We start from the raw sequence: 11,364 nt of genomic DNA on the forward strand, positions 1-11,364 counted from the left end.
CGAACATGAGCAGTTCACTCCCCGCCACCGCCGCCACCGGCGATCGGCTCGATGTCTTCGAACGAGGTGAGCTGCGCCTCGTCGAGACTGCCGCACCGCAGCTCTCATCGGAGCACCACGCGTCCATGGACCAGGTATGGGAGCAAGCCACCCAGGCGAACCCGGACCTGTACGACGGCCCCGCCGTGGTGTGCACCGACGCCGCCTACGACGGCGACACCCTCGTTCTGTCCTGGGCGCCCGTGACGTACCGACACTTCGCGCTGCGCCGAGTACCGGGAGCACCCCAGGTGTCGTCGGTGTACGTGACCGTCGCGCAGCCGGTGGACGCGGGCGGTGTGCTCGTCGGCCGCATGTCCGCCTCGACCGCGGCGCCCGGACGCTGGCAGCTGCCCGGCGGCAACGTCGAGCCGCCGGTCGACGGAGCGGTCCTGGACGAGGCCGAACTGCGACGCCAGGCATGCCGGGAGCTGGCCGAGGAGGTCGGCGTGCACGCGGCGCCCCAGGACCTGACGCTGTGGGCGGTCACCCGAGGCGAGCACGGCAACATCGGCGTGCACTACGAGGCACCGGTCCTGCCGGAGGAGGTCGTGCGCGAGCAGTTCCAGGCGCTGGTCCAGGCGGAGACCGTCAACGGCTGTACCCCGGAACTGGACCTGATCACCGTCGTGGCCGGCTCCGTCGCCGAGCTGGAGGGTCCGCACGCGGACTACCTCGAATCCCTGCTCCACCGCCGCACAGGGAGGACAGATGAGTGACACCGCACGTGACCCGGACTGGCTGCTGAACGCCGCCGATGACCTGCGGACGGCCGAGCAGTCGGGCAAGGCCACGACCCCGCTGACCCAGGTCCTCCCCGGGCTGACGCTGGAGACGGCGTACCGCGTCCAGGCGGCGGCCATCAGCCGCCGCCTGGACGGCGGGGCGCGCCTCGTCGGCCACAAAATCGGCCTGACGTCGGCGGCGATGCAACGGCAGATGGGGGTCAGCGAGCCGGACTCCGGAGTCCTGCTGGAGGACATGGCGCTGCCGAGCGGCGGCGAGCTGCACACGGCAGGCCTGCTCGCCCCCCGCATCGAGGCCGAGATCGGGCTGCGCCTCGGCGAGGACCTCACGGGACCCGACATCGACGACCAGGCCGCCCGCAGCGCCGTGGCCGAGGTGTTCCTCGCTCTCGAAGTCATCGACACCCGCTACGGGAGCTGGGGGATCACCCTGGAGGACAGCGTCGCCGACAACGCCTCCTCCGCCCGCTTCGCCACCGGCGAACCCGTTGCGTTCCATCCCGACACGGACCTGGCTCGCATCTTCGTCGCCGTCCGCGTCGACGACCAGCTGACCTGCGGCGGCTACGGCCGAGATGTCCTCGGCGACCCCATCAACGCACTCCTCTGGCTCGCCCGCCGCCTCCACACCCTCGGCACCAGCCTACGAGCCGGCGACATCGTCCTCCCCGGCTCGGTACACGCCAGCATCCCGCTGGCAGTCGGCACGACGGTACAGGCGTCCTCGCCCCGCCTTCCCGCGGTCCAGCTGCGCGCGGCCTGACCGGCCCCGCTCCTTCGCGCCTTCCCCGCCTTCATCCGGAGCGCCCCTATGCCCTCACACCGCAGGACCGGCGTCGCCGTGCTCGGCGCCGGCCTGATCGGCCTCGACCTGCTGGACAAGATCCGCTGCTCGCCGCGGCTGGAGTGCCGCCTCGTCGCAGGCCGCAACCGGCAGACCCTCGGCCTGAAACGCGCCGCCGACCTGGGCTACCCGACCACCGACGGCGGCATCACCGCGCTGACGGAAGCCATCGACGGCCACGGCATCGACGTGGTCTTCGACGCCTCCAACGCCGACTCCCACGCCGAGCACTGGCGCCACCTGGAGCCCACGAACGCCCTGCTCGTCGACCTGACCCCGAGTGATCTCGGCGTGCCGATCGTCCCCACCGTCAACGGAGCCGACACGCTGACCGAGCGCCATATAGGCCTGATCAGCTGCGGCGGTCAGAGCGCGATCCCGATCCTGCACGCCATCGCCCGCCACCGCACACCCCGTTACGTCGAGGTCGTATCCACCGGCGCCAGCCGCAGCGCGGGCCGGGCGACCAGGCTGAACCTGGACGAGTACATCCATACCACCCAGCAGGCCGCCCGCCACTTCACCGGCGCCCCCACGGCGAAGGTGCTCGTCAACATCAGCCCGGCCACTGTGCCGCCGCCCTTCCGCGTCACCCTGACCTGCCTCGTCGACGCCCCCCAGCCCGAGACGATCCGCTCCCTCGTGGCCGCCGCCGCGCACCGGGTCCAGCGGTTCGTACCCGGCTACGCGTTGACCGCCCTGGAGGCCGAGGCCGACCGCGTCACCGCCACCGTGGAGGTCACCGCGACCGGACGCCGCATCCCCCGCCACGCCGGAAACCTGGAGATCATCAACGCCGCCGCGATCCAGGCAGCCGAGATGCACGCAGGAACCCACCAGTCCGAAGGAGCCCGCTCATGACCGCAACGGCGCCCGAGATCCAGCTCCACGACCCGACCCTGCGCGACGGCCACCACGCCGTCGGCCATCAGCTCACCCGCGAGCAGCTGTCCGCCTACGCGGCCGCCGCCGACAGCGCCGGCGTGCCCGTCATCGAAGTCGGCCACGGCAACGGGCTCGGCGCCTCCTCCCTGCAGACCGGCCTGGCCAAGCTGGCCGACACCGAGATGCTCGACGCCGTCCGCGCCGTGCTCACCAGCGCCCGCATGGGCGTCTTCATGGGCCCCGGATGGGGAACCGGCGACGACCTGCGCCTGGCCGTCAGCCACGGCGTGCAGGTGGTGCGCCTCGCCGCGCACTGCACCGAAGCCGACGTCACCGAACGCCACCTCGGACTCCTCGCCGAATGGGGCGTCGAAGCACACGGCGTCCTACTGATGAGCCACATGGCCACCCCTGCCCAACTTGCCGAACAGTGCGCCCTCATGGCCACCTACGGGGCCCAGGCGGTCGGAATCTACGACTCCGCCGGCCACTACCTCCCGCAGGATGTCGCCGAACGCATCACGGAGATCACCGAAGCCGTCGACGTGCCGGTCATCTTCCACGGCCACAACAACCTGACCATGGCCACCGCCAACTCGGTCGCCGCCGTCGAAGCCGGCGCCAGGATCATCGATGCGTGCGCCCGCGGCTTCGGCGCCGGAGCGGGCAACACGCAGATCGAGGCGCTGGTCCCCGTCCTGGAACGCCTCGGCTACTCCACCGGCATCGACCAGCACGCCCTGTTCGCCGCAGCCGACCTCGCCGAACAGCAGCTGATGAAGACCCCGCCCTTCACCGACTCCGTCGCCGTGATGAGCGGCCTGTCCGGGGTGTTCTCCGGCTTCAAGAACCGCGTCCTCGCCGTCGCCGCCCGCGAAGGCGTCCACCCCGGCGACCTGTTCGCCGAACTCGGCCGCCGCCAGGCGGTAGCCGGCCAGGAAGACCTGATCCCCGAAGCCGCCGCCCACCTCAAGGAGCGCACCATGACCGACCAGCAGCAGCCCGCCCCGGCGATCCACCCGCGCCTCCACGACCTTCTGGTGCGCGAGCTGCGCATCGAGCCCGGCTCCCTGAACCCCGCCTCGACGCTGGCGGCGATCGGCCTGGACTCCCTGGCCGAAGTCGAACTGGCCGTGCTGCTCAGCGAGGAGTTCGGCACGCCGGTCACCGAGGACCAGATCACCGGCCTGCACACCCTGGAGAACCTGAACCGCTTCTTCATCGCCACCAGCCAGAAGGGATGACCACCGCCATGACCGCCACCGCGCACCCGCACATCGGACCGGCCTGGACCATGACACCGGGCACCCGGCCCGACCGCTACGCCTCCGCCCTCACCTGCGGCGCCGACGTCGCGCTCGTCGACCTCGAAGACTCCGTCGCCGCCGACGCCAAGGACACCGCCCGCCGAGACGCCCGAGCGTTCTTCGCCCAGGACAGCGGACCCTGCACCCTCGGCATCCGCACCAACGCGCTCTCCACCCTGGACGGCGCCAAGGACCTCGCCGCCCTCGCCTCCTACCCCCGCAAGCCCGACCTCATCCTCCTGCCCAAGACCGAGTCCGCCCGCGACATCGACCTCCTGGCGGCCATCCTCGACACCCCCACCTACACCCCCACCCTCTTCGCCCTCATCGAAACGCCTCACGCCATCGACCACCTGCCCCAGATCCTGACCGCACCCCGCCTGTCCGGCGTCGTCTTCGGCTCCGCCGACTACTCCCTAGAACTCGGCACCGGCACCAGCTGGGAACCGATGCGCCACGCCCGCCACACCATCACCAACAGCTGCGCCGCGGCCGGCCTCCTGGCCATCGACACCCCGTTCTTCGACCTCGACGACCTCGACGGCCTCATCGCCGAAGCGCGCCGTGCCAAGGAGATCGGCTTTTATGGCAAGGGCGCCATCCACCCCCGCCACCTGCCGCACATAGCCGAGGCCTTCCGCCCCACCGACGAAGAACTCGCCGAAGCCCGTGCGATCGTCGCCGCCGCCGAGCACAGCGGCAACCACATCACCTCCGTCGACGGCCGCATGCGGGGGACCCCGTTCTTCACCCGGGCACGCCGCCTCCTCGCCGGCATCGGCGAACACCCGGAGCCGCCGAAATGACCTCGGGCCTGCCTCAGGGCTACCGCCACGTTGGCACGGGGCGCGTACGCGAAGTCGTCGGACTCGGCTACCACGACCTCACCGAGGGCCTGACCATCGAACACCGCCCCGGCCGCACCATCACCGAGAGCGACAACACCCTCATCACCACGCTCAGCGGCAACGACGCCCCGATCCACCTCGACGCCGCCTACGCCGCGCACACCCCGTGGGGCCGCGTCCTCGTGTGCAGCGCCGTCACTCTCGCGGTCGTTGGCGGTATGACCGCCCGCTCCGTCAGCGGCCTCACCACCGCCAACCTCGGCATGGACGATGTGCGGTTCACCCACCCCGTCTTCGTCGGCGACACCCTCTACGCCGAAACCGAGATCACCTGCCGCCGCACCTCCCGCAGCCGCCCGGACACCGGTGTCATCACCTGCCGCACCACCGGCCTCAACCAGGACGGCGCACCGGTGGTCACCTTCGGCAGGACCTTCCTCGCACCCCTTGACCCCCACGCCGTCCGCACCCTCACCAACTACTAGAAGGGAGCACCGTGACCAGCGAACTCACCTTCGTCCACGCCGACGACAGCCTGGCCCAGGAGTACGACGAGATGGCCGAACGCAGCTTCGGCCACCCCGTAGGCGACATCACCCACCTGCACGGCCACGCCGACATCCGAGTCGCCCTCCGCTCCGGCAGGGTCGTCGCCGGGGGCCTCGGCCTCCTCCTGCCCCAGTACTTCGGCGGCGCACCCGTCCCCAGCGCGCTCCTCGCCGCCGGCAGCGTCGCCCCCGAAGAGCGCGGCGACCGCCTCGCCGCACGCATGGTCCACGAACGCCTTAACCCCCTGCGCGAGCGCGGCGCCGTCATCTCCACCATCTCCACCCTCTCCAACGGCTACGCCCGCCACCTGGGATGGCAGGCTCCCACCCCGGTCTACGCCCACGCCGTCCGCGCCGAAGACCTCAAACGCTCCTTCGACACCGCGGACTTCTGCATCGAGACGGGCACCACCCCAGCAGCCCTCGACCTGCAACAGGACCTCGCCCGACGCTGGAACGGCCCCGTCGAGCGCCCCGCCTGGTGGGAAGGCTGGAAGACCACCAAGAGCCGCCTGACCACCTACCGCTTCCACCGGCTCGGCAATCCGATCTCCGGATGGCTCACCCTCACCACCAGCCGCCGGGAAAACCACGGCACCGACCTCACCGTCCACGACTTCTGGGCCGGCGACCACGACTGCGCCGCCGCGATGCTCGCCTTCCTCGGCCGCTACAGCAGCCGCACCGAGACCATCCACTTCCGCCGCGGCGCCCTGCCGCCGGCACCGCTGCTGCTGCACAACCTCCACCGCTACCGGGTCGCAACCCAGGCTTGGCACCCCTGGATGCTGCGTATCCTCGACCTGCAAGGTGCCGTCCGCCTGCGCGGGTGGCCTGACGACCTCGACCTGGAACTGCCGATTGAGATCTGCGAAGAAGCGGACTGTACGACGCATCGCCGCTACCTCCTGGTGATCCGCGCAGGCCACGCCGACCTCACTCCCGCCGGCTTCGAAGCTCAAGTCACCCTCACCCGAGGCCAGTTCGCAGCATGGTATGCCGGAGGACTGCGAACCACCGAGGCAGCTCGGCTGTGCGGAGTCCAAGCCCGCTCCGATGCGTCCCTGTCCGGGTTCATCCGAGCCACGGGCCGCCAGGAGCCCTGGCTGCCCGACCACTTCTGAGGTCCCAACTCGCCGAACACGACAGACCAGCACCACGGCGAGTCGATGAGGGTCGGCCGTCAGCGGCTCGGGAAACCGCCACAATAGGCATACGGCCACCTCAATTCGGTCGGAGGGAGCGAAGGGCTGTCGTTCCTGGTTCCTACGCTCGAACCATGACCACCCCCACCACTGAACCCAGCCCCGGCGCGCCTGCGCCCACCGGGATCGTCGCGATCGTTGAACGCATGCTGCTCTCCGACGAGGTCGTGCGGATCAGCGAACCCGGCCCCCAAGTCCTCGACCCGGCCACCGGCCAGTACGTTCCCGGCCCCGCCGTCGTGAAGTTCGAAGGCCCCGGACTGCACCGGGCCTCAGGCGGGCCGGGGATCGTGCTCCGGCTGGAGGGCCAGCCGTATAAGGACGACGGCGACGGCCGCTACATCCTGTTCACGCCGCTGGCATCACCGGTTGCGGCCGAGGGCAACCAGGTCACCATCGTCAAGAGCAAGGACCCGGCCGCTGCCGGCCGCAACTTCAAGGTTCTCGACCCGGGCGAGAGCGGCGCCATGGCGGTGGTGCGGACGACGTGGATGCGGATCGAGAAGGCCGGGGGTGGGGCATGAGCACGCCCTCCCAGTTGGTTGACCTCGATGCGGTCCGCCGCAACCTGGAAGCGACGGTGATGGTCGATCGCGTGCGGATCAGCAGGCCGACTGGCACCGCCCAACTGGACGTCGAGACCGGGCTGGTGGGACCCGTCCCGGCCGTCGTCGTCTGGGAAGGCAGCGGTGCGCTGCTCTCCGCCCACGGACTCGCCGCGACTGAGCACCTGGTCGGTGGCCGCTGGCTCGACGACAACGCCTCCTGGTACGGACTCGTCACCCCGCTGTCCGCACCGATCCCGCAGCGGGGAGACCTAGTGAGCGTGACCGCTGTCGCATCCGCGACGGCCGGCACGGTCGGCCGGACCTGGCAGGCCCTCGACCCAGGGGAGGCCAGCACCGTGGAAGTCGCGCGGATCACCCGCCTCGACGAGGTCGTTGGTCCGTAGGCCTGGCGCGCGGGCTGGCGTTGAGCGCGGGCGCCAGGTCGTGCACCGTGCCCATCGCTTCTGATGAGCGGAGCGATAGGCCATCAGTATCCGGGCCAGGAGCGTTAGATAGATGAGGCGGTTTCGCCGGGTTTACCCATGCCGGTGGTACGGCCGACCTGGCGCTCGATCTCGCGCAGGACCTCCTCGCCCCCCTCTCTCATACGTTCCTGTTGCTCCCACTCGTGGAACTGGACCTGTTCCTCAGTGAGACTGTGCTTCGCATCCAATTCGGCTACCAGTGCGCAGATGCGTTCGAAGTCACCGTCCGGATATTCCTCCTTTCGGTAGCTGGGCTGGTGATTGATCTTCAGCAGTTTGTGTATTGCTCTCTCCATTGGGGCTGCGTTGAGCAGTGAGTTCGAGATCCACGCATCGATAAGTCCGTGCCCATTGCAGTGGTACTCGTTCAGGTGAGTGGCGATGCGCCCGCGAACGCTTCCTGCTGTTCCGACCTTGACCCGTCCATGTGTTCCTGCCACGGAGAGGACGTAGATTCGGCTCCCCACGCTTTCGAATGGGTTTCGGGTCCGTGCCCAGGCACGTTCGAGGACGGCCTCCTCCACGGCGGATCCCACCGCTGGGAGCGAGTAGGGAGAGAGCATCCCGGCACGGAGAAGCTGCGCGTACTCCCTGCGCTGCCTCTCTAGCTCAGGTGCGAGCGGTTGTGGTTGAGTCATGACCTGATTCTCTCCGGCCCAGGTGCCTTGCGTCCGGTACACCGTCGCAGCAGAGGGGGTGGACGTCCGCACTCGCCCTTCGGGGAGTTTGTCCGTTGCCCCGCCTAGGCTCGGATCCATGACCCCCACCAACCCCCCTGAGCAGCGGCATGTCCGTATCCACGCGACCGGCTTGACCGCGCGCCTGGAGATCGACGATCACGACATCGCTGACCAGGTGCGCTCCTACGAGCTGCGACACACGGCCGGGCAGCTGCCGGAGCTGCAGCTGCTGTTGCGCCCGAACGCCGATCCCGAGTGGGAGGGCGCCGCCCGGGTCGGGGTCGGGGAGGCCCCCGACCCCGGCCCGGCCGCCGCGGCGTTCCTGGCCGCCCTGGACCCGGGCGAGATCGAACGCGCGGTCCTCGCCCGGCACGACCTGCTCGACGGCGGCCCGCACGAGTTCACCCGGGCACTGCTCGCCCAGCTGTCCGAGTGGGCGCTCGGTGTCCGGCAGCCCGGTGAGCACGAGAGGGTGGGCGGTTGATGGCGAACGTCACGAGCAACGCCGCGGTCCTGGCCGCGCGGCTGGAGGCGCGGGCCGTCGTCGCGGTGCCGGCTGCGACGGCAGTGGTACGCCATCACGCGATGCTGCTGGAGACCGCGATCAAGGCAGCCGCGTCTGGGCGGCCCGGGCCCGGGGTTCAGACTGGCGAGTACCGGCGGTCATGGACCACGGAAGTCCACGCCACCGCGACCGGAGTAGATGCGGTCGTCGGCACCGCCCGTCCGCAAGGGCCGCGCCTGGAGTACGGGTTCGTTGGACCGGACAGCCTTGGCCGGGTCTACCACCAGCCGCCGTTTCCGCACGTCGGCCCCGCTGTGCAGCGGATCGAGCCGCTGTTCGTCGCCGCGATCGCCCGTGTCGCCGAGACGGTGGTGTCCGAGTGAGCCAGCTCATTGACGACATTCACCAGGCGATCGGCGGAGTGCTCCGAGCGCACGGTGCCGGCCTGCTGTCGAGGGCGGTGCTCGTCCTCGAGGTCGTGGACGAGGACACCGGGGAACTGGGCCTGTTCATGGAGGTCTCGCCGCCCGACATGCCGGTGTGGGACCGGGCGGGGATGTTGCGCTACTGCGACCTCGACTTGGCGGGGCAGATCACGGCGAACCGGATCGAAGAGGCCGAAGCCGAAGAGGACGAGGAGGACGAGTAGATGTCGGTGCAGGGACGCGTCGTGTCGACGGCTCTCCGGGATGCGCTCGCCGCGGCGACCGGCCGCAGCTGCGGGTACGGGGCGCCGCCGGTTGCGGCGGACAAGCCCAGCGGAAACACGATCCCCTACAGCGTGTTGTACCCGTTGGGGGGTACGGCGTCTGGGCCGCCGTTCGGCGACCAGACCGGTGACGGCCGCCTGCTGTACCAGGTCACGTCGGTGGCGTCGACCGGTGAGCAGGCGGAATGGATGGCAGACAGGGTGCGCAGCGCGATCGTCGGCATCGGCTCGAAGGGCGGCTTCGCGACGCCGATCACCCCGGCCGGGCACACCGTCGTCGCCCGGGAGATCGACAAGGAGGAAGGTCAGGTGGTCGCCAACGGCGTATACAGTTACGTATCGCGGTTCATTCTGCACGTCAGCACGCCTGACAGCTGATCCGCCCCGCTGCCGACTTCGGCGGCGAGCTCACCGTGGAGCCCCAGCACGGACGCCCGGCCACCGGCACGGGCCGACTCCCTTCCGCTGCCCCGACCGTGGGCGGCGTGACCAGGGGACGGGTCTCCGGCGGCGCACCGCCCGGGTGATCGTGTCTCCGGAAATGCGAGTCAGCGTGGCATCCACGCAGCAGCGGTACATGCGCCGCGGCGTCACCCGGATCGTCTTCGTGAAGACGATCGCGGCCGCGACGAACATCCCCACCCGACAGGAGCTGACGGCCGGCACCGACCTGTCGCGGCAGGTGTCCGATATCGAAGGCTGGAGCCTGGAGAACTCCCCGATCGAAACCCCGGACCTGGGCGCGAAGTTCGCCACCAGCATCCCCGGGGAGGACAAGGCGGCGAACAGCTCGCTGACCTTCTACGAGGACCTGGGCAGCGACGCCGTCGAGACTCTGCTGTCCAAGGACACGGTTGGCTACGTTTGCATCCTCCGCAAGGGAGACGTCCCGGCTTCGAAGTCCCTCGACGTCTTCCCGGTCCGGGTCGGCTCCCGCGCGCCGAGCTACAGCACCGGCGCCGAACCCGCGAAGTTCAAGGTCAGTTTCTCGATCAGCGACCTGCCGACCCTGGACGCGCCGGTCCCGGCCGCCGCCGCAGGCTGAGGGGGCGGGCGATGACGACCACCACGACCACGACGGTCGAACCGCCGGCGCAGGCAGTCGCCAAGGACGCACACTGGCGCGCCAAGATGGCCCGGCTCCGGGCGCGTTCGCTGCCGGAGCGGACCGTGTCGATCTGCGACGACGACACGGCGAAGGCGGCCGTGACGGATGCGCAGATGCAGCTGGCGCGGGCCCGCGCAGCGGCGCGCACCGCTGCTGCGGGGCAGGGCGTCGACGACACTGAGGTGGACGCCTTCACGGAGGCGCACCCCCAGGTCGTCATCGCCCGCTCGGTCCTCGCGACCGCTGAACAGGTCCTCGCCGACGCCACGGTTCAGCTGAGGTTCCGGGCGCTGCCCCGGCCGGCGTGGGAGGCGCTGCTTCGCGAGCACGCTCCGACGGAGGAGCAGGCCGACCGCGGGCAGGAGTACAACATCGAGACGTTCCCGGCCGCCTTGATCGCCGCGTCGCACGTCGAGCGGGACGAGACCGGCGCCGAGGTCGAGGGCATGACCGTCGAGGACGCCCAGGCCCTGCTGGACGAGTGGTCGGACGGCGACGCCAAGGTGCTGTTCACCGCGGCACTGGCCATTAACCAGACCCTGCGGGTTGACCTGGGAAAAGGCTAGAGGCCGACCCGGGCTTCCGCGCGGAGATGGAGCTGTGCGAGACCTACCGGATCCCGCACTCGCAGCTGATGGGCGCGAGTGCGGGCGGCCGGTGGAGCGCACTGGACCGGGCGAAGGCGCTGGCGTGGGCCGCGTGGAAGGCGGCCGTGTGTGACGGGTGCGGCACACGGCCGCAGGAGTGGGATGAGCAGCAGGGCGGCGACCGGTACGCCTACGTGCCGCAGACCAGCCGTTGCCTGGGCTGCGAGCTGATCGAGATGGAGTCGGAGCAGGTCCCCGAGGGGGCCGAGGGGCGCGGGGTGCGCATCGGGCTGATCAAGCAGTCCAGTTAGGAGCAGCCG

General features: G+C 70.3%; 17 protein-coding genes and 1 pseudogene. 17 read left to right on the forward strand and 1 reads right to left on the reverse strand.

Annotation, left to right across the window (positions count from 1 at the left end; all coding sequences use genetic code 11):
- The first annotated feature begins 5 nt into the window (after positions 1-5).
- The 10 genes and pseudogenes from ACFYUY_RS04535 to ACFYUY_RS04580 all read left to right on the forward strand — a co-directional run bounded on the left by ACFYUY_RS04535 (position 6) and on the right by ACFYUY_RS04580 (position 7,374).
- Positions 6-758: an NUDIX hydrolase gene (locus ACFYUY_RS04535; protein ID WP_387897840.1), complete on the forward strand. Its 753-nt coding sequence runs from the start codon at positions 6-8 to the stop codon at positions 756-758.
- Positions 751-1,548, forward strand: coding sequence for a 2-keto-4-pentenoate hydratase (locus ACFYUY_RS04540; protein ID WP_387897841.1), 798 nt, complete (start codon positions 751-753; stop codon positions 1,546-1,548). Before ACFYUY_RS04535 ends, ACFYUY_RS04540 begins: the two co-directional genes overlap by 8 nt.
- A gap of 48 nt (positions 1,549-1,596) precedes the next feature.
- Positions 1,597-2,490 (forward strand): acetylating acetaldehyde dehydrogenase, encoded by an 894-nt coding sequence (locus tag ACFYUY_RS04545; protein ID WP_387897844.1) that lies wholly within the window; start codon positions 1,597-1,599, stop codon positions 2,488-2,490.
- Positions 2,487-3,494: pseudogene (gene dmpG, locus ACFYUY_RS04550) on the forward strand (4-hydroxy-2-oxovalerate aldolase); the annotation flags it as partial. The gene ACFYUY_RS04545 and the pseudogene dmpG, both read left to right, overlap by 4 nt.
- A gap of 3 nt (positions 3,495-3,497) precedes the next feature.
- Positions 3,498-3,758 (forward strand): acyl carrier protein, encoded by a 261-nt coding sequence (locus ACFYUY_RS04555; RefSeq protein WP_387898651.1) that lies wholly within the window; start codon positions 3,498-3,500, stop codon positions 3,756-3,758.
- On the forward strand, positions 3,755-4,627 hold the full coding sequence (locus ACFYUY_RS04560) for an HpcH/HpaI aldolase/citrate lyase family protein (protein ID WP_387897846.1): 873 nt from the start codon (positions 3,755-3,757) through the stop codon (positions 4,625-4,627). Before ACFYUY_RS04555 ends, ACFYUY_RS04560 begins: the two co-directional genes overlap by 4 nt.
- Positions 4,624-5,154 carry a MaoC family dehydratase gene (locus ACFYUY_RS04565; protein WP_387897849.1) on the forward strand — a complete coding sequence of 177 codons (531 nt, stop codon included), beginning with the start codon at positions 4,624-4,626 and terminating at the stop codon, positions 5,152-5,154. Before ACFYUY_RS04560 ends, ACFYUY_RS04565 begins: the two co-directional genes overlap by 4 nt.
- 11 nt (positions 5,155-5,165) lie before the next feature.
- Complete coding sequence (gene eis / locus ACFYUY_RS04570) at positions 5,166-6,341, forward strand: enhanced intracellular survival protein Eis (protein WP_387897852.1); 1,176 nt, start codon at positions 5,166-5,168, stop codon at positions 6,339-6,341.
- A gap of 155 nt (positions 6,342-6,496) precedes the next feature.
- Positions 6,497-6,946: a DUF6093 family protein gene (locus ACFYUY_RS04575; protein ID WP_387897855.1), complete on the forward strand. Its 450-nt coding sequence runs from the start codon at positions 6,497-6,499 to the stop codon at positions 6,944-6,946.
- On the forward strand, positions 6,943-7,374 hold the full coding sequence (locus ACFYUY_RS04580; RefSeq protein ID WP_387897857.1) for a DUF6093 family protein: 432 nt from the start codon (positions 6,943-6,945) through the stop codon (positions 7,372-7,374). Before ACFYUY_RS04575 ends, ACFYUY_RS04580 begins: the two co-directional genes overlap by 4 nt.
- 104 nt (positions 7,375-7,478) lie before the next feature.
- On the opposite strand, the gene ACFYUY_RS04585 is transcribed toward ACFYUY_RS04580, so the two are convergent.
- A complete protein-coding gene (locus ACFYUY_RS04585) occupies positions 7,479-8,093 on the reverse strand; it encodes a GIY-YIG nuclease family protein (protein WP_387897859.1) in 615 nt (204 codons plus the stop codon).
- Between the two features lie 118 nt (positions 8,094-8,211).
- Here ACFYUY_RS04585 and ACFYUY_RS04590 point away from each other — a divergent pair, with 118 nt between their 5' ends.
- From ACFYUY_RS04590 to ACFYUY_RS04620, 7 genes are all read left to right on the forward strand, one after another.
- Complete coding sequence (locus ACFYUY_RS04590) at positions 8,212-8,619, forward strand: hypothetical protein (protein ID WP_387897862.1); 408 nt, start codon at positions 8,212-8,214, stop codon at positions 8,617-8,619.
- Positions 8,619-9,023, forward strand: a complete 405-nt coding sequence (locus ACFYUY_RS04595; RefSeq protein ID WP_387897864.1) for a hypothetical protein — start codon at positions 8,619-8,621, stop codon at positions 9,021-9,023. Before ACFYUY_RS04590 ends, ACFYUY_RS04595 begins: the two co-directional genes overlap by 1 nt.
- A complete protein-coding gene (locus tag ACFYUY_RS04600) occupies positions 9,020-9,289 on the forward strand; it encodes a hypothetical protein (protein WP_387897867.1) in 270 nt (89 codons plus the stop codon). Before ACFYUY_RS04595 ends, ACFYUY_RS04600 begins: the two co-directional genes overlap by 4 nt.
- Entirely contained in the window at positions 9,290-9,727 is a 438-nt protein-coding gene (locus ACFYUY_RS04605; protein WP_387897870.1) for a hypothetical protein, read from the forward strand.
- 175 nt (positions 9,728-9,902) lie between these two features.
- Positions 9,903-10,394 carry a hypothetical protein gene (locus ACFYUY_RS04610; RefSeq protein WP_387897873.1) on the forward strand — a complete coding sequence of 164 codons (492 nt, stop codon included), beginning with the start codon at positions 9,903-9,905 and terminating at the stop codon, positions 10,392-10,394.
- 11 nt (positions 10,395-10,405) lie between these two features.
- On the forward strand, positions 10,406-11,023 hold the full coding sequence (locus tag ACFYUY_RS04615; RefSeq protein WP_387897875.1) for a hypothetical protein: 618 nt from the start codon (positions 10,406-10,408) through the stop codon (positions 11,021-11,023).
- A 26-nt stretch (positions 11,024-11,049) separates the two neighbouring features.
- A complete protein-coding gene (locus ACFYUY_RS04620; RefSeq protein ID WP_387897878.1) occupies positions 11,050-11,355 on the forward strand; it encodes a hypothetical protein in 306 nt (101 codons plus the stop codon).
- Positions 11,356-11,364 lie beyond the last annotated feature (9 nt).

The sequence above is a fragment of the Kitasatospora sp. NPDC004745 genome (genome assembly GCF_042873275.1).
GTDB lineage: Bacteria > Actinomycetota > Actinomycetes > Streptomycetales > Streptomycetaceae > Kitasatospora.